Origin of the sequence: Streptomyces sp. NBC_00454 (assembly GCF_041434015.1) — a bacterium.
GTDB lineage: Bacteria > Actinomycetota > Actinomycetes > Streptomycetales > Streptomycetaceae > Streptomyces.
Genome location: NZ_CP107907.1, coordinates 3,279,378 through 3,299,760 on the forward strand (window position 1 = coordinate 3,279,378; position 20,383 = coordinate 3,299,760).

Here is a 20,383-nt window from a genome sequence, read left to right on the forward strand (position 1 = left end):
TGAGCCCGGCCGGGGAACTCCCCGGCCGGGCTCACGCGTTCACGGATCGGGATCAGCCGACCAGCAGGTCCTTCTTCAGCTGCTTGAGCTCGCGGGCGTCGACGCCCAGGCCGCTCTTGAGGTAGTTGTCGAAGGTGCCGTACTTGGCCTTGACCTCGTCGTACCCGGCGTTGAGGTACTCCGGGCGGACGTCGAGCATCGGCTTGTAGACGGCTGCCTGGGCGGCCGGCAGGTGCGAGAGGATCGCGTCGTTGGCGGCCTTGCGGTAGTCGTTGCTGGCCAGGTAGTCGGCCATCACGGTCTCGCTCGGCACGCCGAGGGCGGTCAGCAGGGAGGCGTTGGCCCAGCCCGTGCGGTCCTTGCCCGCGGTGCAGTGGAAGAGGACGGCGCGGTCGCGGTCGCGCTCGATGCCCTCGAAGACCTGGGTGTAGGCCTTCTTGCCGCCCTCGCCGGAGACCATGACCTTTTCCGCGTCGACCATGGACTTGACGGCCTCGTCGGGGGACTTCGGCATGACCTGGAAGGACCCGGAGCCCGCGAAGACGTCGGCGACGACGTACTTGGCGCCGGCCGGGACCTTGTCGGCGTCCTTGGTGCGCTCGCTCTCCATGCGGAGGTCGAAGACCGTCTTGACCCGCAGGCGCTGGAGCTTGGCGAGGTCGTTGCCGGTCAGTTTGTTGAGGGCGTCGGAGCGGTAGATCTCGCCCATCTTGACCCACTGGCCGTTGGTGGTGCGGTAGCCGCCCGCGTCACGGAAGTTGGCGGTGCCCTCCAGCTTGATCAGCCGGTCGGCCAGGCGCAGGCCCTCGCCGCGCTGGGGCTTGAAGTCGAACCACTGGCGGTCGGCGGCGGGCAGCCCCGTGACCACGGCCTGGCCCTGGGCGCCGCCCTTGGCGACGACCTTGCCGTTCGCCTTGATCTCGACGCGCTTGGTGCCCTTGGCGCTCCACTTCAGCGCGTACGAGCCGTCGGCGCCGGCGGTGACGGTGGCCTCGGTGAAGGGGATGGCGGAGTGGCCGTGGTTCTGGCCGGCCCAGGGGAGGTCCCACCCGGAGGCGGCGTTGGCGGCGGGTGCCGCGACCAGGGCGACGGTGAGCGTGGAGGCGACGGCGGTCGCGGCGAGGAGTGCCTTCTTCATGTCCATGAGGCTGTTGGCCCCGCAATAACGCAACGTGAACACGGCATGGCCTGAACCGGCCGGCCGCAAGGCGAGTGGCAAAACGTGCCATCAGACGGGCTTCGATCGATTCAAGCCAAGCGGGGAAAAGGTGGGCGGGGCACCGGCCGGGCCGCGGCCCGGTTCCGCCGTCGAATTCAGGCCGTTGTCCACTTACATACGGGCCGCGTGACCGACTGCTTCCGGGTCCGACCGACCCTGTCCACTACAGTGCGCGCCAGAGCATGCGCGGGCAGGCCAGGGGGATCAATGGACACGGCGACGGACACGGCGACGGCCACGGCCACGGACACGTCCGGGGAGCAGACGGCCGCGAGGCAGCAGGGCCCGGCCGACAGGGCCGAGCCCCTGGTCGCGACGCCGGGCCCCGCCGCCACCGCCGCCCTGTGGGGCCGCGCCGAGCAGCAGGACTTCCGCAGCCGCGTCCGGGGCGCCCTCCTCGGATCCGCCCTGGGCGACGCCCTCGGCGCCCCCGCGGCCGGCCTCTCCCTCGACGGGATCCTCGAGGCGTACGGCCCGGCCGGCCTGACCGAGCCCGCCCCGGCCCCCGGCCAAGGCCAAGGCCCAGGCGTCCCCGGCCACGCCCCCGGCGCCCCCGGTCACACCCCCGGCCGCCGCGGGAGGGTCACGGCCGCCACCCAGCTCGCCCTGTTCACCGTGGACGGGCTGATACGGGCCCACGTGCGCCGGGACACCGGCGCCTGGCACCCGCCGACCGACGTGCACCGCGCGTACCTGCGCTGGGCGGCCACCCAGCACGACTGGGGCCCCGACGAGCGCCGCGCGGACAACGGCTGGCTCGCGCAGGAGGAATGGCTCTACGCCCGCCGCGCCCCCGACCGCTCCTGCCTCACCGGATTCGCCGACGGGGTCCTCGGAACCCTGGAACAGCCCAAGAACCCCACCGCCCGGGACGCCGCCGCCGCGGCCCGCTCCGCGCCCTTCGGGCTGCTGGTCGGCTGGGAACCGGCCCTCGTCCTCCAACTCTCCGTCGAATGCGCCGCGCAGAGCCACGGCCACCCCACCGCGTACCTCTCGGCCGGGGCCCTCGCCGTCATCGTCCACGGCCTGACCCGCGGCGAATCCCTCGACACCGCCGTCCAGCGCGCCCTCGGCCTGCTCGGCACCCGCCCCGGCCACCAGGCCGTGACGGACGCCCTGCAGCGGGCGGTGGGGGCCGTCACCCTCGGAGCCCCGTCGCCGAGGACCGTCGAAGCCCTGTCCACCGGCGAAGCCCTGTCCGCTGGCAAAGGACAGGGCGCCGAGGACGCCCTCGCCGTCGCCGTGTACTGCGCCCTCGTCGCCGAGAACCTGGCACACGGCCTGCGGCTCGCCGTGAACCACAGCGGGGACTCCACCGCCACCGGCACCCTGTGCGGGGCCCTGCTCGGCGCCCAGCACGGCGAGACCGCCCTCCCGGCGGCCTGGCTCGCGGAACTCGAAGGCCGCGCCACGATCCTGGAACTCGCCGACGACTTCGCCCTGGAGATGACCCAGGGCCCCGCCCTGCACGGCCCGACGCTCTCCTCCCCGGGCTGGCTGGCGCGCTACCCGCGGGGGTAGCGGGGGCGGCGGGGGACGCGGGCACCCGGCCCCGCGCCCGGCCCCGCCGTGGCCGACGCGCGCCCCTGCCGTCCGCGCGCGCGAAGCCGTACCTTGGCCGTCCCACGTCTCGGAGGTGTCAGCACATGCGGATCGCCACGACCGTCTTCCTCACCGATCGCACCATCTCTCCCGTACGCCTCGCCCGCGCCCTCGAAGAGCGCGGCTTCTCCGGCCTCTACCTCCCGGAGCACACCCACATCCCGGTCAGCCGCGTCACCTCCGCGCCCATGGGCGGCGAGCTCCCCGAGATGTACGGGCGCACGCTGGACCCCTTCGTGGCCCTGGGCCAGGCCTCCGCCGTGACCGAGCGGCTCCACCTCGGCACCGGCATCACCCTCGTCGCCCAGCACGACCCCATCGACCTCGCGAAGCAGATCGCGACCCTCGACCACCTGTCCGGCGGCCGCTTCACCCTCGGGATCGGCTACGGGTGGAACGTCGAAGAGGCCGCCGACCACGGGGTCGAGTGGCGCACCCGCCGCGAACTGGTCCGCGACCGCATGGCGTTGATGCGGGCCCTGTGGTCCCCGGAACCCACGGCGTACGTGGGCCAGTTCTCCTCCGTCCAGGCCAGCTCCGCGTACCCCAAGCCGGTCCAGTCCCCGCGCGAACTCGCCCCGGGCGCACCCCTGCACGGCCCCCGCACCCTGATCGGCGGCCAGGCCGGCCCGAAGCTCTTCGCCGCGATCGCCGACCACACCGACGGCTGGCTCCCGATCGGCGGCGGCGGCCTGACGGAATCCCTCCCCGTCCTGCGCCAGGTCTGGGAGGCCGCGGGCCGCGACCCCAAGTCCCTCCAGGTGGTCCCGTACGCCGTCCTGCCCACCCCGGGCAAGATGACCCACTACGCGGACCTGGGCATCGAGGAGGTCGTCCTCCAACTCCCCTCGGAGACCGAACCGGAGATCCTCCGCGTCCTGGACGACTTCGCGCAGTACCTGTAGGCCGTCTAGGCCGTCTAGGACCTCTAGGCCGGCGGGACGAGGGTCCCGATCCCCGCACACAGCAGCCGCACGCTGCGCACGAACTTCTCGTCCTCGTCGAAGGCGGCCGCCGCGGCCACGGTCAGCGGGAACCTCTCCCGCAGACCGGCGGCTTCCTCGGCGTCGATGGCGACGGCGGGCGATTGGCTCTGCTCCTGGAGGACGAACCCCGTGACGTGGCTGAGCAGCGCGTCGGCGGCGATCCCGCAGTGCTCCTCGGGCACCCCGGCCGCCCGCAGGGTCTCCAGCAGCCGCTCCATCAGGGACAGCGCCCCGGCGCTGAGCACCTTGGGACTGTCGGCGAACATCACCGCCCCGCCCGGATGGAGCCGAATGCTCCGGCGCAAGGTGACGACCTGGGCCTCGACCCGCTCCCGCCACCCCGCCCGCGCGTCCAGGTCCGCCAGGTCCTGCAGGTCCTGCAGTTCCTCCAGCTCCTCCAGGGCCCGGGTGCCCGCCTCGTAGGCCTGCCGGGCGACCCGGTCCGCCATCAGCTGGACCAGGGCGCTCTTGCTGGGCACGTGGTAGTAGAGGCTCCCCGCCTGCGCGTCGAGCCGCTGTGCCACCCGCCGCATGGACAGGCCGTGGTACCCGGACTCGGCGAAGACCGCCATGCCCGCCTCGACGATCCGCTCCTCCGTCAGCTTCATGGGAGCCATCCTACGCCAGCTTTCTAACACTGTTTGAATTTGCCGGTTCCCGGGCTACGCTCAGCCCCGCAAGCAACCGGACAGGGGTCGAAGGGGGGTGGTGGCGATGGAGACGCTGATCTTCAACGCGACCACGGCGGGACTGATGGTGCTGATGTTCAAGGGCGGCCTGGCCCTGCTCGGCGAGGACACGCTGCGCCAACGCCGCATCCCCTGGGCGGCGGTGGGCCTGACCGCGCTCGCCCTCGCCGCGGTGGCGGTGCAGTTCCTCTGGTCCGGCGCGATGGACGCCTTCGACAGCGACCCCGCCAAGTCGGGCTGGTGGCGGGTCCTCACCTCGGTCTTCATGCAGAACGGCGGCCTCCTCGGGGGCGCGTGGAACATCGCCACCCTGGCCGTCATCGCCGCCCTGGCGGAATGGCTCTGGGGCGGCCCCCTCATGCTCGGCCTGTTCCTGGCGGGCATCCTCCTCCCGGAGCACTTGGACGCCCTGTTCGGCCTGGGCGGCCACCACAGCACCGACCCCCGCAACTTCGCGGGCAGCTCCGGAGCCACCTACTTCCTCGGAGCCACCCTCGCCGCAGCCCTGCTGCTGCACGTCCTGCGGTCCGGCGGCGCCGACCGCACCGGCGCGCACACCAAGGACGCACTGCTCGCGCTCGCAGTACCCGTACTCGGCCTGACCCTCTGGTTCGCCCAGTCCAACGGCCACGGCCTGGTCTCCACCTACGGATTCACCCTCGGCGCCGCCTGCGCCGCTGCCGGCCTCCCGGGGCGGGTGGGCCGGCTGGCGCGAGGCCGGGCGACGGCCTGAAGATGGAGTAAATCCGCTGGCTACGGAGCTGCGCGCGCCCCGAGAATGCCCCCATGCCGGGACAGCGCAAGCGCAAACGCAGCAGGGAGCGGGCCCATCGGCGGCTGGCGGAAACGCCGGGGCGCTGGGAACCGCTGTTCTCGACGGGTGACCACGCGGAGCTGAAGGCGCACGTCCGCCGCCTGCACGCCGAGGGCGTCGTCGCCGACCTGAACCTGCTGCGGATAGACATGGCCTGCGGCCGCCTGGTCGCCCCGACGGCGTACCAGGTCAGCCTCTTCGTCCCGGATGCATCGGAGCCCTCGGCATGACCAACACGATCGACTGGACCGGCTGGTGGGAGAGCCTCCCGGAGGGCATCCGCCGCCAGGTCGACGGGTACGTCCTCCAGGACCGCCGGATGTACGCGGTCCGCACGGTCTGGCAGGCGGGCCGCGCCCACGGCCTCGGCCTGAACCCGGCCCAGGAACTCGTCCAATCCCGCTACGAGGCCTTCGGCGACCGCGTGGCCTTCACCCCCGACTCCCCCCTCGACCTGGGGTCCCTGGCCGCCCGCGCCTCCGGCGCCCCCGGCCGGGTGGCCGCCATCGAGGCCGTCTGGGACGGGGACACCGTGCACGACTGGTTCGTGCTGCTGCTGGCCGTCACCGAGGATCCGCCCGCCGACTACGAACTGGCCACGGTCTACTGGCGTACGGGGCTGCGCGCCCTCGAAGCCGAGGGCGCCGACCCCGGCCCACTGAACCCGCACGCGGCGGCAGCGACCCGCGCGGGCACGGCCCTGGCGGAGCGCCTGGGCGTCCCCTTCCACTTCGCGAGCCCCGGCACCCCGGACGACCGGGTGTCGCGCTGGCGCGACGGGCCCTAAGGGCCGGAGCGGCCGGGGCGGCCCGAGCGGCCCGCTACGCCTTGAGTTCCGCCCAGACCGTCTTCCCGATCACCCGGTCCCGGACCCCCCAGTCGGCGGCGACGGCCTCCACGATCCGCATCCCGTAGCCCCCTTCGGCCCCGTACTCGGCCGGCCGCACGGTGGGGCGCCGGTCCCGGCGGGCGTCGGAGACCTCGACGCGGAGCGCGCCGGGGAGCAGCGCGATCCGCAGCTCGAAGTCCCGACCGGGGACCCGCCCGTGGGTGACGGCATTGGCCGCCAGCTCGGCGACGAGCAGCCCGGCGTCCTCGGAGAGGCTGGTGCGGTCGGGGATCCCCCAGCCGTGCAGCTCTACGAGGGTCAACTGGCGGGCCAGGCGGGCGCCGCGGCGGGTGGAGGTGAAACGCTGCGTGAACGTGCGTGCGAGAGATTGGGGGGACGGGGCGGGGGCTGAGGGAGTGGTCATGGGATCAACGTCGCGGGTGGGGAGGGGCGTTCCCCAGCAAGGCGACCGCTACTTTTCAACTGTACGAGTTCGCGCTCTGGACAGCATTGGTCACCGACAGTGAACATGTTGCCGGGGAGGTGACCTCCATGGCGAGTGTCGATGACAGCGGTGACAAAGAGGTCGAGCCCGACGCCGACCTCCGTAACTTCGGCGAGACCGTCAAAGCCTTCAGGAAACGAGCCGGACTGACACAAGAACAGCTTCACCCGCTGATCCGCTACTCCGTCCAGTACATCGGCTCGGTGGAACAGGGCCGCCGCCATCCGTCCACGCGGTTCGTGGACCGGGTGGAGGAGGTACTGGATGCCTTCGGAGTCATCCGCATCGCTGCGAGGCAGCTGACGCGGAGGCGGGGGCTGGCTAAGTGGTTCCGGCGGTGGGCGGAGTTGGAGGAGGACGCGGTCGCGTTGAACACGTACGAGTCCCGTTCCATCCCCGGCCTCTTACAGCCGGAGTCCTACGCCCGTGCGCTGATCGCAGCAGTCCTGCCGCTACCTACGGTGGAGGAGACAGAGGCCCGCATCACGGCGCGGCTGGGACGACAGAAGGTCCTGCACCGCACGCCGTACACGATCTTCAGCTTCATCCTCGACGAGGCGGTGATCGACCGACAGACGGGCGGCCCGGAAGTGACCATCGAGCTGATCGACCACCTCCTCGCGTGCGCACGGCTGCCCAATGTCGATCTGCAGATCATGCCGAGGGTCAGTCCCGAACATGCGGGACTGGGCGGGGCTTTCCAACTCCTTGAGACAGAAGAAAACGAATGGCTGGGCTACAGCGAGGGCCAGCAGACGGGCCAGGTGATCTCGACCCCGAAAGACGTCAGCCTCCTCCACCAGCGGTATGCCAAACTTCGCATCCAGGCCCTCAATCCCGCGGACAGTGCGGGCCTGTTGATGCGAATGCGAGGAACTCTGTGAACAGCTCCCGGTTGCGGTGGTTCAAGAGCAGTTACAGCAGCGGCGACGGCGACAGCTGCGTCGAGGTGGCCCTGTCCTGGCACAAGTCCACGTACAGCGGCAGCGAGGGCGACGACTGCGTCGAGGTGGCCGGCTGCTCCGACTTCGTCCACATCCGGGATTCGAAGGTGACGGCGGGGCCGGAACTGTCGGTGGCGCCCGAATCCTGGGCTGCGTTCGTGGGCGGGGTCACGGGAGCGGCCTGAGCTGCGGGCTGCTCGGTGGCTTTGACGGTCCCTGGGGGCGTCCCTCCAGTCCAGTGTCCTTCCGGGCCGGGCCGGTCCGTCAAGGGCGCTCCCTTCGGTCGCGTCGCTACGCGATGGCCTGCGGCCACCCTTGACCGACCGACCCGTCCCGGAATGCCACAAGACTTCCGGGATCCCCCCGGGGGATGGCCGGGGGGTGAGAAGGGGAGGGACGGCCGGATCGCAGCCCCCGGGGCGGGTCCCGCCGGTCAGCCGACGCCCGGACGGTCAGGAGAGGCCGCCTGGGCAGGGTTGAGGGCGCGGGAAGTTCAGGAGACCCACCCGACACCGATCGAGGACCCTTCCCGAGCCCGTCGCCCGCCAACCCGCACCAAAGGACGAACACCAGCCCCGCAGGGTCGGGGGGCGCGTCAGATCGCTACACAGTCGCGCTCGGCTTAGCGACTGACGACCGTCTGGGGCTGGGGGGCGGCCGCACGCGCTTTGGGGGCGGCTGACGTCGCCTAGCGACGATCAGACTGTCCGTGGGGACGATGAGACCATCTGCCGGGGCGGGTAGCCTTCCGCGCCGAGGGGTGCGACGGATGGGGGGGGCTCGTGGAGAGCGATCACGTGGGTGTGGCGAGCGGCGATGGGCTGGTGGTGTGTCCTGGCTGCCGGACGGCGGACAGCGTGGCGGCCGGTGGGGTGCACAAGGGGCGGCTGGCGATCAGGCTCGCGTCCGGGCCGAACCACACCGGTGACGGCTGCATGCACTTCATCGAGGGCATCATCATCGCCGGAATGGCCGCCGGGGCCGGCAAGTACTACGCCGACGACCGGGGCTGGCCGTGGTTGATTCCGGTGGGTCTGGTCGTTGCGGTGCTCATCGTCGTGGGGACGATCGCCCTCGTCCGCAGTGAGGGCAAGGACAAACGGCGTGCGCAGGCCGGCCGGCCCCGGGCGGCGGAGATCATCGCCACTGCCCGCTACTGCTCGACGTGCGAAGGCGTCTTCTTCCCCCGTGGCGTCCCCTTTGCGGGCGTGCTGGCCCCGGAACAGTTCCGCCACTACGTCTGGACCGAGGCCGGTTACGGCGACCAGCTCGACCCCGAGGCCAAGGCGGCCGAGCTGCCCCTCAAGGTCGTCCCGTAACGGGTTGGTGTGCGAGTCCGACGGGAACGGGTAACGTCTTTGTCATGTTCTTCCAGACGCCGGTTTACGAGTGAGCGCGTGATGGGCCCCCACTGACGCCCGTCCCCCACCGATGAATCCGTAGATCACTTCACATCATTACCGGGAGAACCCGTGACCGACAGCAAGAACATCAACAACCCCGTGGGCCAGGGCGGCGGCACCCGCAAGAGGCAGTCCCGCGCCGAACGCCAGAACAACGGCCCGCACCGCAACCTCGACCGCCAGGGCGCAGCCGACCAGAAGGCCGAGCTGGTGCGCAAGATGCGCGAGAAGGCAGCCGCAGCGAAGGCCGCCGAGGCGAGCGACGACACCCCGCAGAGCTGACGCGCGCGACACCGCACGCGACAGGGCCCCTACCACCGCACGTCGCGGTGGTACGGGCCCTGTCGCCGTACCGGGGCCCCGCAGCCTCCCCCAAAGCGTCGTGCGGCCCATCTCAGCCCCAGACGGTGGTCAGCCGCTAAGCCGAGCGGCAGTGCGTAGCGATCTGACGCGCCCCCCGACCCTGCGGGGCTGGTGATCGTCCTTGGGTGCGGGTTGGCGTGCGACGGGCTCGGGAAGGGTCCTCGATCGGTGTCGGGTGGGGCTCCCGAACTCCCCGCGCCCCCAACCCTGCCCAGGCGGCCTCTCCCGACCGTCCGGGCGTCGGCTGACCGGCGGGACCGCCCCCGCACATCCCTGGCCACGGCCGTCCCTCCCCCTCTCACCCCCAGGCCATCCCCCGGGGGGATCCCGGAAGTCTTGTGGCATTCCGGGACGGGTCGGTCGGTCAAGGGTGGCCGCAGGCCATCGCGTAGCGACGCGACCGAAGGGAGCGCCCTTGACGGACCGGCCCGGCCCGGAAGGACACTGGACTGGAGGGACGCCCCCAGGGACCGTCAAAGCCACCGAGCAGCCCGCAGCCCAGGTCAGCCCCCCACCACCCCCGACACGTCGTACCCCACCAGCCGATCCGGATCGGTGATGACGTCGATGGCCACCACGAGCCCACCCACAACCGTGAATGCCATGACCGACATCAGCTTGCCCTTGGCGACCACCACCACACCCGCCGCGCCGTTGATGAGCGCGGGGACCACGAACGGGGCCAGGCTGCGGTAGCCGGCGGCCTGGGAGGCCACGGATTCGGCGCCGTTGAGGACGACCGTCTGGCGGGTTCGGCCGAGGCGGCCGTCGGCGCGCAGGACGACGTCCGGGTGGAGGATGGCGACCAGGGCGCCGAAGTCGCCCTCGCGCGTGGCCGCGAAGAAGGCGTTGACGGCCTCCCGCTGGCGGCCGAGGTCGGGGTCCGGGGCCGGGGCCTGGCCCTGGACCCTGCGGCGGGCCCGGCTGGCGAGCTGGCGGGTCGCCACGGGGGTCTTGTCGATCATCGGAGCGATCTCGTCGAAGGGCACGGCGAACATGTCGTGCAGGACGAACGCGAGGCGTTCCGCCGGTGCCAGGGATTCGAGTACGACGAGGAGCGCCAGGCCGACGGAGTCGGCCAGCAGGACCTCCTGCTCGGGGTCGATCGCGTCCTCGCGCCCGATGACCGGGTCGGGCATCCGGATGTCGAGGGGGTCCTCGCGCCGCGTCTCGCGCGAGCGCAGCCCGTTCAGGCACACCCGGGCCACGACGGTCGTCAGCCAGCCGCCGAGGTTCTCCACGTCACTGACGTCGGTACGGCTCAGGCGCAGCCAGCCCTCCTGGACCGCGTCCTCGGCCTCGCCGAGCGAGCCGAGCATCCGGTAGGCGACTGCCCGCAGGTGTGACCGGTGCTCCTCGAACCGGGCAGCCAGAAGATCTTGGTCGTCCACTGTCACGTTCCTTCCTCCCCAGGGGTCAAGGCAGTAGATCACCGAACAAACACACGCGAGCAAACAAATCCGAACCAACGAAAATCCGAACGGATGAAGGAGCAGTCATGACCGCACCGATCCTCGTCACCGGCGGCACCGGCACCCTCGGCAGCCAGGTCGTCCCCCTCCTGCGCCGGGCCGGCCAGCAGGTGCGGGTGCTCACCCGCCACGCCCGTGAGCCCGAGCCGGGCATCGAGTACGTGGCGTGCGACCTGCGCGAAGAGGCCGGGATCGGCTCCGCCCTGGAGGGGGTGGAGGTGGTGCTTCACCTCGCGGGCGGGGCGAAGGGGGACGATGTCGCCACCCGGAACCTGGCGCGGGCCGCCGCGCGGGCGGGTGTGCGCCACCTCGTGTACATCTCGGTCGTCGCGGCGGACAGGCTGCCCATCGGCTACTTCAGGGCCAAGTACGGCGCCGAGCTGGCGGTGGCCGAGTCGGGGGTGCCGTGGACGACGCTGCGCGCCGCCCAGTTCCACGAGTTCGTCCTGACCGCCGTGTCGACGATGGCGAAGCTGCCCGTCGTGCCCGTGCCGGGCGGTCTGCGGTTCCAGCCCGTCGACTCCCGTGAGGTGGCGGCGCGCCTCGTCGAGCTGGCCCTCGGCGCGCCGCAGGGCCGCGTACCCGACCTCGTCGGCCCCAAGGTCTACGCGCTGGGCGACCTGAGCCGCGAACACCTCAGGGCCGCAGGCAAGCGCCGCCCCAGGCTCCCCGTGCGCATCCCGGGCAAGGCCGGCCGCGCCTACCGTGCCGCCGACAACCTCACCCTCGAGGGGGCCCTGGTCGGCGAGCGGACCTGGGAGGGGTTCCTCGCGGAGCGGGCCACCGGATCCTGAGGCCTGCCCGGGACGACACACCTGCCCTCGCCCTGCCCCCGCCCTACCCCCAGGGCTTTCCCTTGGGGAGGCAGCCCAGGTCGTGCAGGCGGGTCTCGGTGTCCTTGAGGTCCTTGAGGGCCAGGCCGATGCCCTCCCAGGCCTCGGCCTCCGACTGGACCTTCGTGCCCACGGGGACGTTCTGGAGGGACAGCCCCGACTCCAGCAGGATGGAGGTCGTGGCCACGTCGATCCGGTCGAGCGCGCTCCACCAGGCCTTCTGCGCCTCCGCGTCCGGGATGGAGCCGCCCGCGCGGGCGGCCTTGAGGTCCGTGGAGACGTGAGCGAAGTCGATGAACACGGCGTGCTCCTCGTGCTGGCCCCGGACCGACCTCGTCGAGGCGATCAGGTTGTTGAGCAGGTCGACGCCCCCGGTCCCGTACCACTGGATGACGGCGCTGCCGGTGCGCGTGGGTTCCGGTGTCGTGGGGGTGCTCGGTTGGGGCTTGAAGCTCACGTGCGTGTTCGGCGCGGAGGATTCGGGCTCGGCGGAACAGCCGGCGAGGACGGTGGTGGCAGCGGTGACGGCGGTGACGGCCGCCACCGCCGCGAGTAAGCGACGTACGTGGGCACGGGCGCGCATGAATCCCCCTGATCGGACCGGCAGTTCGGGCCCTCAGGACATCGGGCCCGCACGCCCCCAGTCTCAGTCCTTGCGCCCCGTCGCCGCCACCGTGACGCCGAGGCCGATCATCGCGAGTCCGCCGGCTCCGCCGACCATGGCCAGTCTTCGGGGCGAGCGCGCGAACCAGCCGCGGGCGGTCGCGGCGACCAGGCCCCAGGTGCTGTCGCAGACCACGGCGATGGCGTTGAAGACCAGTCCCAGGAGGAGCATCTGCGCCGTCACGTGCCCCCGGTCGCGCTCGACGAACTGCGGGAGGACCGCGGCGAAGAACACGATGGTCTTGGGGTTGGCCACCCCGACGGCGAATCCCTCCCACAGGGAGCGCAGGGTCCCGTACGAGGCCCCCTCGCCGCCGAACTCGGCCCGTAGGGAGTGGCGGGCCCGGAACGCCTTGAAGCCCAGGTAGACCAGGTAGGCGGCGCCCGCGAGCTTCAGCGCGGTGAAGACGAGGACCGAGCGTTCCACCACCGCGCCCACCCCGAAGGCCACGGCGACGACGAGCACGTACGCCCCGGCGGTGTTCCCCGCCACCGTGGTCAGGACGGCCCGCCGCCCCTGGGACAGCGCCCGTCCGATGACGAAGAGCACGCTGGGCCCGGGGATCACGATGAGCAGCAGCGACATGGCGGCGAAGGCGAGCAACCGGTCTGTGGACACCATCCCCCCATGGTTCCCGGGTGCCGCCGGGAGGGGAACCCATTTTCGGCCCGGGGCCGCCGCGGCCCCCCGCCCCGGCGAAGGACCGCGACGGAGGACCACGGCGAGGGACCGCGCAGGCGGTGGATCAGTTCTGGCTGTGGAAGTGCACCGAGCGGACCTTGAGCTGGTCCGTGGCCTGCTTGCCGTGGGGGCGCAGCCGCCAGTCGGGGCCCTGGCAGTCGGCGCCCTCGTAGACGGTCACCCACTCGTCGGTCTCGTTGTGGGGCGAGTGCCCGGCCGTGACCCACTCGCTGCCGACGTAGGGCAGGTTGATGCACTCGTCGCTGCCCGGGTGGTGCAGGGTGACCGTCAGCGATGCGCCCTTGTCGTCGGTGAAGGCGTAGCTGAAATCGCCGGTCGCGGCGAAGGCGGAGCCGGGGACGGCCAGGGCGAGGACCAGTCCGGCCAGGCCCGCGGTGACGGCACTGCGAAGCTTCATGAAGGGTCTCCTCAAGATCGACGAGGGGGTCATGGCGGACCGTATGCCGACCGGGGCGCAGCGAATCGGTTCTCCCCGCGGCGACGTGCCCGGGGTTCCACCGGGACGGGTGAAACCGGCCGGGCGGGGCCGGGCGGGCAAGCGCGCCGCGCGCTCCGTACGATCCCTCCATGATCGACTCACAGGCGCACATCCGGATCGCCCGTCCCTCCCTCGACCTCGCCGCCGCCGAGCGGTTCTACGTCGACGGGCTCGGCCTCGACGTGCAGTGGCGCACCACCGAGCGCGTGTCGGGCGAGCACGACCTCCTGATGGTCGGGCCCCGCGGGGGCGGGTGGCACTTCGAGCTCACCCGGGACCCCGAGAACCCCGTGGCACCCACCCCCACCGCCGAGGACCTCTTCGTCGTCTACCTCGGCCAGGCCCCCGACGAGGCCCTGGTGGCCCGGCTCGTGGAGCACGGCGGAACCCGTACGCCCGCGCACAACCCGTACTGGGACCAGTACGGGGTCACCGTCACGGACCCCGACGGCTACCAGCTCGTCCTCTGCTCGCGCACCTGGGGCTGAGAGCCCGCGGCGCTCAGCGGTCAGGCCGGCAGCGGCGTACGTAGTAGGCGTAGGTCAGCGCCAGCACCATGGGGCCCCACAGCGCCCCCACGCCGATGCAGGCCTTCGCCAGCAGCTCCCACCGGCCGTCGGAGTACCCGAGGGCGTGGAACCCGGGTACGTGGAGCCAGGCGAGCAGGAAGCTTCCCGACACGGCGGTCACGATCAGTCCGCCGATGGTGGCGGGGACGATCGCCGCGAGGGGCGGCACGCGTTTGCCGCCGATGACCGGGAGCCATCCGGGCGCGACCTCGCCCCACCGCCTCACGAGGCCGAGGGAGAGCAGCGCCAATGCCTCGGACAGGATGCTGAGGCCGAAGACATAGGGGACGGCCCAGTACCAGGGCGGCATCGCCGGGGCGTTCGGGTCGATCATCCCCATGTCGAAGTCGAAGGCGAAGGGCAGCCGCCACAGGCACTGGGGCAGCAGAACGAGCGGGACCGCGTGGGCGGTGACGACTGCCCATCTCGGGGCAGGTCGCTCGGTGTCGTACGAAGTCGCGCTCCGGGGAGGACTGTTGATTGCGGTCACGCACCCCAGCCTCTTCGAGCCGCACGGGCATGCCATCAGCCCACGAGAGGATCCGCCTCCCCCTGGCGGGTGAGCTCCCGCCACCGGACGACGGCACGGGCTCGCCCACCCGCCCGAGGCGCTAGCCCCAGAACTGCGCCAGGGCCGCCTCCTTGTACGGGGCCGGACTCACGGCCAGGTCCCCCGCGAAGGGGCGGTCCATCGCCATCACCAGCAGCAGGCTGAAGCCGATCAGTCCGGCCACCGCCGAGACGAACAGCAGTTGCATCTTCAGGCTCCGCAGGCCGAAGAGGAAGGTGAGCGGGAGGATCACCAACGCGCCGCCGTAGACGAGCACTTGGAGCAGCATCGGCAGCGAGGACTCCGCCATCGTCACCCGTGCCCGGCGCTGCGCCGCGACGTCGTTGAGCCGGCCGGCGGCCTCCCCGTAGAAGGTCTCGCTGCGGGGGCCGGCGGGCTCGAAGGACTGGAGGGCCGTGTACAGGGCGCGCGTCTGCTCGGCGGTGGCCTCGTAGCTGGGCCGGCCCTCGCGCATGAGGGGCCACTGGATGTCGACGACGGCGTGGACGTAGTCGCCCACCGCACGGTCCAGGCGGGCGCGGTCGGCCGGCGGGAAGGCGTCGGCGCTGCGGACGACCAGGGCCAGGTCGGTGGCCTCGGTGGCGACGATGGTCTGGGTGTTCTCCAGTTGGGTCCACAGGGTGACGACGACGAAGGCCAGGATGATGCCGTAGATCGCGCCGAACATGCCGAGGGCGACTCCGACCATCTCGTTGTGCTCGCCGCCCGCCAGGTGCGGGAAGCGGCGGCGGGCGGCCAGGCTGCCGAGGATCGCGAGGGTGACGAAGCCGCCGACGAGGACGACGCCGAGCAGAAAAGTGCTGAGGTGATTGAGCATCCAGAGGATCATGTGCTGACCAACGACCGCTCCGCCGGGAGGGCCCTCCCGAAGATCAGCGCGAGCCCTCGCCCGCCGCCGCGGCCGCCCCCGCCTCCTGTGCGTCCAGCAGTTCGTCCCAGTGCTCCCGCGTCCACTCGCACGCCGCGTCCAGCGGGCCCAGCAGCCCCCGCCCGAGCGGGGTGAGCGCGTACTCGACGCGCCGCGCCGGGGTCTCGTACTCCGTGCGCGCCACGAACCCGTCCCGCTCCAGCCCGCGCAACGACTGTGTCAGGGACTTGGCGGTGATCTCGCGCAGCACGGCCTTGAGCTCCGAGAAGCGGCGCGGGCCGTCCTGGAGGCAACGCAGGATCAGGCTGGCCCACTTGTCGCCGATGCGGAACGGGACCAGGGGCGAGGGGCAGACGGGGTCGAACATCTCCGGGTCCAGGGGCGGGGGGCTCGGCGGGAGCGGCGGCGGGTTCTGCGTCATGATCACCACCGTAGGCCGGTACCCGATCGGTAACCACCCCTCTCCCTAGGCTCCGTGACATGACGAACCAGGGGAACTATCAGGCAGAAGGCACCATCAGGCTCATCGTCTTCGGGGCCCGCGGCCGCGTCGGCCGGGCCGTCGTCGCCGAGGCGCGGGCGCGGGGCCACGAGGTCACCGAGGCGGGTCGGGCCGACGGGGACGTCACCTCGGCCGCGGACGTGGCGCGGCTCGCCGCCGGGCACGACGCGGCGGTGGCCGCGGTGTACGACATGGGGGCCGTCCCGGGCGAGTTCTTCCCGGCGGCCGCCCGCGCCCTCGCGGCGGGCCTGCCGAGGGCCGGGGTACGGCGCCTCGTGTCCGTCGGGCTGGCTTCCGTACTGCCCACGGCCTCCGGGGCGCTGCTGATGGACACCCCGGGGTACCCGCAGGAGTGGCAGGAGTTCTACGTCGGCCACGGCGCCGGGACCGAGACCCTGCGGGCGGCCGCGCCGCGGGAACTGGACTGGGCGGTACTGAGCCCGGCCGGCGACTTCGCGGCCGAGGGGCCCACCGGCGGCTACGCCTTCGCGTCCGCCGACGCGGGCAGCCGGATCACGCACGCGGACTTCGCGCGGTCGGTGCTGGACGAGGCGCTGGCGCCGACCGTGCACGCGGCGCACGCGGGGGTGCGGGCGGCATGACCGGGACCACGACGGGCCCGACGCCCGGAACCACGACCGCGACCGCGACCGCGACCGCGACCGCGACGACTACGGCGGCCCCGACGGCCCCCGCAAGGCCGACCGACAGCCCGAACCCCTGGGTTGCCGACCACATCCGCCGCTTCGAGGAGACCGGCGGGGTGCCGCGCCCCGGGATCCGGGACCTGCTGCTGACCACGCGGGGGCGCCGCTCCGGGGCGCTGCGCCGCACGGCGCTCGCCTACGTGCGGGACGGGGAGGGCGCGGGGGCGGCGTACGTCCTGACGACCTCGAACGCGGGGGCCGGGCACCATCCGGCCTGGTACCTGAACCTGACCGCCGACGCTGAGGTCACGCTCCAGGTCGGCGCCCTGACCTTCCCCGGGGTGGCCCGTCGCGCGACCCCGGCGGAGACGGAGCGGCTGTGGCCGGTGGTGGTGGCCGCGATGCCCTCGTACGCGGCGTACCGGGACGCGGCGGCCGGGGCGGCCGGCCGCGAGATCCCGCTGGTCCTGGTGACCCGCACGCCCGACCCCGCCTGAGCCGGGGCCCCGTCCGGCTTCAGCCCGCGGTCTTCACCTTCGGGGGCTTCGGCAGCCCGGCGGCGATCGCCGTGCCGGCACCGGAGAGCGAGGCGTCGGTCGCCTTCGACGCGGATCCGGCGGCCGTGGCGGTGGCCTCCACCGCCGTCTTCGCGTCCTTCACGGCGCCCCCGGGGTGGTCGACGATGTCGCTGACGCGCTGGGTGATCGGGGGCCCCTGGATGTCGGGCTCGTCGGCGGCGTGGGCGACGGCGGGAGTCAGGGCCAGGGCCGCTCCCCCGGTCAGGACCAGGGCGGCAAGGCTGCGCTTGATGACGTTCATGCCCGACCCAACGACCCCACGCGGCTACGGGTCACCGGTCTGCGCCAGCCGATCTGCGAATCGAGTCAGCCCCGCCTTACCCAACCTGGCGAGGACATCATCAGGCGTCAACGGCGGATTCCGCTTGCCCGCCGCCAACTTGGCCAGCGTGTCCGAGACCTCCTGCGGCCACAGCGCGTGCAGCTCGCAGAGGTACGTGTCCGGGTCCAGGACGCGGACACCAAGCCGAGCCATGTCGGCAGCCGGGAAGTCGGCGAGGTTCCAGGTGATCAGCGCGTCGGCGCCCGCAGCGCACGCCGCTGCCGCGTGGTAACGGTCGTCCGGGTCTCCGCCGGGCATCCGGTGGACCAGGGGTGCGTAGTCGGCCGCGGATCGCCGCCCCTCACGGACGATGACCCGCTCCCACTCGGCCAGCAGGCGCTCCGACCAGACCACCTGGTGAACGGAGTCCTCGGTCAGCGCCAGCATGAGGTCCATGACAGAGAACGGGAACAGTACGTTCGTATCGACGAAGACACGCATGGGACCCCTCCCTCACACAGCTCAGTACGGCAGCCCGGCGTCTTCCGCGGCCTCGGCGATACGACGACGACCCTCTTGCCGGCGCGCTCTGCGCGCCTGAAAGGCAAGGATGTCTGCGAGCCGCACGATGCGGTGACTGCTGTCCGGCAGGTGGCTCGACGGGATGTCGCCCGAGTCCAGCAGGCGGGCCACGAACGGCCGGGACAGCCCGAGCAACTCGGCGGTCTCGGCGGGTGTCAGGTTCGTCTCCGCGGCCAGGACGGTGACGGCGTGTCCGATCGCCAGTTCGCTCGCAGAAGCCGCGAGGATCCGGACCAGCTCCTGTGGCAGCACGCTTTCACTGCCGTCGGCCGCCCGCAGTATGACGTCGACCTCGCCGGGCACCATTCGGCCCGCCTTCGCGAGGGCGTCCTGGATCTCAGGGCTCGACTCCACGGTGGTCGCCTTCGCGAGCACGCTTGTACGCGCCATTCCAACCTCCTCGGACAACTGAAATAACTGTAACCCACCTGCCGTCAGCCTGCGACAGCCCGCGGCCCCGGTCCGCCGGGAGGGGCGGGACGGGGCCACGGGGATGACACGGCGGGGAGGGCTCGGGGGCCCGGTGGGGTCAGTCCTCGACGACCAGGGCCGGGGTGGACTTCGTGAGGATCTCGCCGCGGAAGAAGGCGGGGCTGCGGCGTTCGGTGACGAACATGACGACCACGCCGAGGGCGAGGAGGCCGACGCCGATGACGAAGACGCTGCCGACGCCGAGGCCCGGGATGGTGGAGCCGGAGCCGTAGGACGGGTCCCAGGCGTCGTAGAGGGTCTTGAAGAAGACCGAGGCCAGGAGCAGGCCGCCCAGGACGGGGAAGACGCCCTTGAAGAGCAGGTCGCGGGTGGACTTGCGCAGGTCGCCGCGGAAGAACCAGGCGCAGGCGAAGGCCGTCAGCGAGTAGTAGAAGCAGATCATCAGGCCGAGCGCGAAGATCGTGTCGGTCAGGACGTTCTCGCTGACCAGGGTCATCACGGTGTAGAACGCGCCGGTCGCGACGCCCGCCATGACGGTGGCGCGGCCCGGGGTCTTGAAGCGCGGGTGGACCTTCGCGTACGAGGGCGGCAGGGCCTCGTAGGTGGACATGGCCAGGACCGTGCGGGCCACCGGGATGAAGGTGGTCTGGAGGGAGGCCGTGGCCGAGGCGAGGACGGCGACGAAGAGCAGGATGCCGAGCATCGGGCCCATCACGGGGCCGGCGAGGGCGGCGAAGACGTTGCCGGAGGTCTCCGGGTTGCCGAGGCCGAAGCCGACCGTGCCGGAGCCGACGGCCATCTGGGCGGCGATGCCGGTGGCCAGGTACGAGCCGACCAGGACGACCATCGCGATGAGCGAGGCGCGGCCGGGGGTCTTGGCGGAGCCGGTGGTCTCCTCGTTGGTGGCCAGGCACGCGTCCCAGCCCCAGTACATGAAGATCGACAGCGAGAGTCCGGCGGTGAAGGCCGCCATGGACTGGACCGCGAAGGGGTTCATCCACTGCCAGGAGAAGTCCAGGCCGGTGTCGAAGGTGCCGGTGCCGGCCTTCTGGAAGGCCATCACGACGAAGATCGCGAGGACGGCGAGCTGGAGGCCGACCAGCGTGTACTGGACGCCCTTGGTGGCCGTCATGCCGCGGTAGCTGATGGCGGTCGCGGCGGCGATGAGGGTGAGGCAGGTGGCGATGTGGACGAGCTTGTTGTCGTCCAGGGCGGAGATCGCCGGATTGCTGGTGATCTCGCCGGCCAGCAGCCAGAAGTAGGAGGTGGCGACGCCGGCCAGGTTGGAGAGCACGATGATCGTGGCGATCACCAGGCCCCAGCCGCACATCCAGCCGATCCGCGGGCCGAAGGCCTTCACCGTCCAGGTGAAGGAGGTGCCGCAGTCCGGCACGGCCTTGTTGAGCTCGCGGTACGCGAAGGCGACCAGCAGCATCGGCAGGAAGCCGGCCAGGAAGACGGCCGGCATCTGGACGCCGACCTCGCCGGCGGTGGAGCCCAGCGTCGAGGTCAGGCAGTAGACGGGGGCGACGGTGGAGATGCCGATGACGGCGCTTCCCACAAGGCCGACGGAGCCCTTGCCGAGCCCCTTGCCGCGGACGCCGCCCTCGGGGGCGCCGCCGCTTACCGTGTCTCCGACCTCGGGCCGAACGTCCAGCTGTGTCATGAGTCAGGACGTTAGACGCTGCGTTTTCCACATCTGGAGGACTTAAGTCCGGATCCAGGGCGGCCCAAATCCCTTTGAATCTCGAGATCAAGACAGTTCACTGGCATGTAATACAAGGTTCACTCAGGCATCCATCCACGGAACGACAGGCGTCGGACATCGAGTTCCGGTATGCGGAAACCGCAGGCCTGCCCCTTTTGGGC

27 protein-coding genes are annotated in these 20,383 nt (G+C 71.8%); 13 read left to right on the plus strand and 14 right to left on the minus strand.

Annotated features, from left to right (window positions below):
* Window positions 1–52 precede the first annotated feature (52 nt).
* On the minus strand, window positions 53–1,138 hold the full coding sequence (locus OHU74_RS15085; protein WP_371616379.1) for a tyrosine-protein phosphatase: 1,086 nt from the start codon (window positions 1,136–1,138) through the stop codon (window positions 53–55).
* 387 nt (window positions 1,139–1,525) lie between these two features.
* Between OHU74_RS15085 and OHU74_RS15090 the strand changes: the two genes are divergently transcribed.
* Window positions 1,526–2,740: an ADP-ribosylglycohydrolase family protein gene (locus tag OHU74_RS15090; RefSeq protein ID WP_371619692.1), complete on the plus strand. Its 1,215-nt coding sequence runs from the start codon at window positions 1,526–1,528 to the stop codon at window positions 2,738–2,740.
* A gap of 125 nt (window positions 2,741–2,865) precedes the next feature.
* Window positions 2,866–3,726: a TIGR03619 family F420-dependent LLM class oxidoreductase gene (locus OHU74_RS15095; protein WP_371616380.1), complete on the plus strand. Its 861-nt coding sequence runs from the start codon at window positions 2,866–2,868 to the stop codon at window positions 3,724–3,726.
* 23 nt (window positions 3,727–3,749) lie between these two features.
* On the opposite strand, the gene OHU74_RS15100 is transcribed toward OHU74_RS15095, so the two are convergent.
* Window positions 3,750–4,415 (minus strand): TetR/AcrR family transcriptional regulator, encoded by a 666-nt coding sequence (locus tag OHU74_RS15100; protein WP_371616381.1) that lies wholly within the window; start codon window positions 4,413–4,415, stop codon window positions 3,750–3,752.
* Between the two features lie 106 nt (window positions 4,416–4,521).
* Here OHU74_RS15100 and OHU74_RS15105 point away from each other — a divergent pair, with 106 nt between their 5' ends.
* The 3 genes from OHU74_RS15105 to OHU74_RS15115 are packed head-to-tail and all read left to right on the plus strand — an operon-like array spanning window position 4,522 to window position 6,097.
* Window positions 4,522–5,229 (plus strand): hypothetical protein, encoded by a 708-nt coding sequence (locus OHU74_RS15105; protein WP_371616382.1) that lies wholly within the window; start codon window positions 4,522–4,524, stop codon window positions 5,227–5,229.
* 53 nt (window positions 5,230–5,282) lie between these two features.
* The gene (locus OHU74_RS15110; RefSeq protein WP_371616383.1) at window positions 5,283–5,540 is read left to right on the plus strand and encodes a hypothetical protein; all 258 of its coding nucleotides are present in this window, start codon (window positions 5,283–5,285) and stop codon (window positions 5,538–5,540) included.
* Entirely contained in the window at window positions 5,537–6,097 is a 561-nt protein-coding gene (locus tag OHU74_RS15115; protein ID WP_371616384.1) for a hypothetical protein, read from the plus strand. Before OHU74_RS15110 ends, OHU74_RS15115 begins: the two co-directional genes overlap by 4 nt.
* 34 nt (window positions 6,098–6,131) lie before the next feature.
* Here OHU74_RS15115 and OHU74_RS15120 read toward each other — a convergent pair whose 3' ends face one another.
* On the minus strand, window positions 6,132–6,563 hold the full coding sequence (locus OHU74_RS15120) for an ATP-binding protein (protein ID WP_371616385.1): 432 nt from the start codon (window positions 6,561–6,563) through the stop codon (window positions 6,132–6,134).
* A gap of 128 nt (window positions 6,564–6,691) precedes the next feature.
* On the opposite strand from OHU74_RS15120, the gene OHU74_RS15125 reads away from it, so the two are divergent.
* The 4 genes from OHU74_RS15125 to OHU74_RS15140 all read left to right on the plus strand — a co-directional run bounded on the left by OHU74_RS15125 (window position 6,692) and on the right by OHU74_RS15140 (window position 9,273).
* Window positions 6,692–7,528 carry a helix-turn-helix domain-containing protein gene (locus OHU74_RS15125; protein WP_371616386.1) on the plus strand — a complete coding sequence of 279 codons (837 nt, stop codon included), beginning with the start codon at window positions 6,692–6,694 and terminating at the stop codon, window positions 7,526–7,528.
* Window positions 7,525–7,773: a DUF397 domain-containing protein gene (locus OHU74_RS15130; RefSeq protein ID WP_371616387.1), complete on the plus strand. Its 249-nt coding sequence runs from the start codon at window positions 7,525–7,527 to the stop codon at window positions 7,771–7,773. Before OHU74_RS15125 ends, OHU74_RS15130 begins: the two co-directional genes overlap by 4 nt.
* A gap of 597 nt (window positions 7,774–8,370) precedes the next feature.
* A complete protein-coding gene (locus OHU74_RS15135; protein ID WP_371616388.1) occupies window positions 8,371–8,907 on the plus strand; it encodes a hypothetical protein in 537 nt (178 codons plus the stop codon).
* Between the two features lie 153 nt (window positions 8,908–9,060).
* On the plus strand, window positions 9,061–9,273 hold the full coding sequence (locus tag OHU74_RS15140) for a DUF6243 family protein (RefSeq protein WP_371616389.1): 213 nt from the start codon (window positions 9,061–9,063) through the stop codon (window positions 9,271–9,273).
* A gap of 584 nt (window positions 9,274–9,857) precedes the next feature.
* On the opposite strand, the gene OHU74_RS15145 is transcribed toward OHU74_RS15140, so the two are convergent.
* A complete protein-coding gene (locus OHU74_RS15145) occupies window positions 9,858–10,745 on the minus strand; it encodes a sigma-70 family RNA polymerase sigma factor (RefSeq protein WP_371619693.1) in 888 nt (295 codons plus the stop codon).
* A gap of 107 nt (window positions 10,746–10,852) precedes the next feature.
* On the opposite strand from OHU74_RS15145, the gene OHU74_RS15150 reads away from it, so the two are divergent.
* Window positions 10,853–11,620, plus strand: a complete 768-nt coding sequence (locus OHU74_RS15150; protein WP_371616390.1) for an SDR family oxidoreductase — start codon at window positions 10,853–10,855, stop codon at window positions 11,618–11,620.
* A 43-nt stretch (window positions 11,621–11,663) separates the two neighbouring features.
* Here the strand turns inward: OHU74_RS15150 and OHU74_RS15155 are convergent, their stop codons facing one another.
* The 3 genes from OHU74_RS15155 to OHU74_RS15165 all read right to left on the minus strand — a co-directional run bounded on the left by OHU74_RS15155 (window position 11,664) and on the right by OHU74_RS15165 (window position 13,422).
* Entirely contained in the window at window positions 11,664–12,242 is a 579-nt protein-coding gene (locus OHU74_RS15155) for a hypothetical protein (RefSeq protein ID WP_371616391.1), read from the minus strand.
* A gap of 63 nt (window positions 12,243–12,305) precedes the next feature.
* The gene (locus OHU74_RS15160; protein ID WP_371616392.1) at window positions 12,306–12,944 is read right to left on the minus strand and encodes a LysE family translocator; all 639 of its coding nucleotides are present in this window, start codon (window positions 12,942–12,944) and stop codon (window positions 12,306–12,308) included.
* Window positions 12,945–13,068: 124 nt separating this feature from the next.
* On the minus strand, window positions 13,069–13,422 hold the full coding sequence (locus tag OHU74_RS15165) for a peptidase inhibitor family I36 protein (RefSeq protein WP_371616393.1): 354 nt from the start codon (window positions 13,420–13,422) through the stop codon (window positions 13,069–13,071).
* Window positions 13,423–13,592: 170 nt separating this feature from the next.
* Here OHU74_RS15165 and OHU74_RS15170 point away from each other — a divergent pair, with 170 nt between their 5' ends.
* Window positions 13,593–13,991 (plus strand): VOC family protein, encoded by a 399-nt coding sequence (locus OHU74_RS15170; protein ID WP_371616394.1) that lies wholly within the window; start codon window positions 13,593–13,595, stop codon window positions 13,989–13,991.
* Between the two features lie 13 nt (window positions 13,992–14,004).
* Here OHU74_RS15170 and OHU74_RS15175 read toward each other — a convergent pair whose 3' ends face one another.
* The 3 genes from OHU74_RS15175 to OHU74_RS15185 all read right to left on the minus strand — a co-directional run bounded on the left by OHU74_RS15175 (window position 14,005) and on the right by OHU74_RS15185 (window position 15,932).
* Window positions 14,005–14,562: a hypothetical protein gene (locus OHU74_RS15175; RefSeq protein ID WP_371616395.1), complete on the minus strand. Its 558-nt coding sequence runs from the start codon at window positions 14,560–14,562 to the stop codon at window positions 14,005–14,007.
* Between the two features lie 121 nt (window positions 14,563–14,683).
* Window positions 14,684–15,472 (minus strand): DUF4239 domain-containing protein, encoded by a 789-nt coding sequence (locus OHU74_RS15180; RefSeq protein ID WP_371616396.1) that lies wholly within the window; start codon window positions 15,470–15,472, stop codon window positions 14,684–14,686.
* A gap of 43 nt (window positions 15,473–15,515) precedes the next feature.
* Entirely contained in the window at window positions 15,516–15,932 is a 417-nt protein-coding gene (locus OHU74_RS15185; RefSeq protein ID WP_371616397.1) for a winged helix-turn-helix transcriptional regulator, read from the minus strand.
* Between the two features lie 59 nt (window positions 15,933–15,991).
* Between OHU74_RS15185 and OHU74_RS15190 the strand changes: the two genes are divergently transcribed.
* Complete coding sequence (locus tag OHU74_RS15190) at window positions 15,992–16,615, plus strand: NAD(P)-dependent oxidoreductase (protein ID WP_371616398.1); 624 nt, start codon at window positions 15,992–15,994, stop codon at window positions 16,613–16,615.
* Window positions 16,612–17,157, plus strand: a complete 546-nt coding sequence (locus OHU74_RS15195; protein ID WP_371616399.1) for a nitroreductase/quinone reductase family protein — start codon at window positions 16,612–16,614, stop codon at window positions 17,155–17,157. Before OHU74_RS15190 ends, OHU74_RS15195 begins: the two co-directional genes overlap by 4 nt.
* A 19-nt stretch (window positions 17,158–17,176) precedes the next feature.
* Here OHU74_RS15195 and OHU74_RS15200 read toward each other — a convergent pair whose 3' ends face one another.
* The 4 genes from OHU74_RS15200 to OHU74_RS15215 all read right to left on the minus strand — a co-directional run bounded on the left by OHU74_RS15200 (window position 17,177) and on the right by OHU74_RS15215 (window position 20,180).
* Entirely contained in the window at window positions 17,177–17,479 is a 303-nt protein-coding gene (locus tag OHU74_RS15200) for a hypothetical protein (protein ID WP_371616400.1), read from the minus strand.
* Window positions 17,480–17,503: 24 nt separating this feature from the next.
* The gene (locus OHU74_RS15205) at window positions 17,504–18,001 is read right to left on the minus strand and encodes a hypothetical protein (protein WP_371616401.1); all 498 of its coding nucleotides are present in this window, start codon (window positions 17,999–18,001) and stop codon (window positions 17,504–17,506) included.
* Window positions 18,002–18,022: 21 nt separating this feature from the next.
* The gene (locus tag OHU74_RS15210; RefSeq protein ID WP_371616402.1) at window positions 18,023–18,472 is read right to left on the minus strand and encodes a helix-turn-helix domain-containing protein; all 450 of its coding nucleotides are present in this window, start codon (window positions 18,470–18,472) and stop codon (window positions 18,023–18,025) included.
* A gap of 139 nt (window positions 18,473–18,611) precedes the next feature.
* Complete coding sequence (locus OHU74_RS15215; protein WP_371616403.1) at window positions 18,612–20,180, minus strand: APC family permease; 1,569 nt, start codon at window positions 20,178–20,180, stop codon at window positions 18,612–18,614.
* Window positions 20,181–20,383 lie beyond the last annotated feature (203 nt).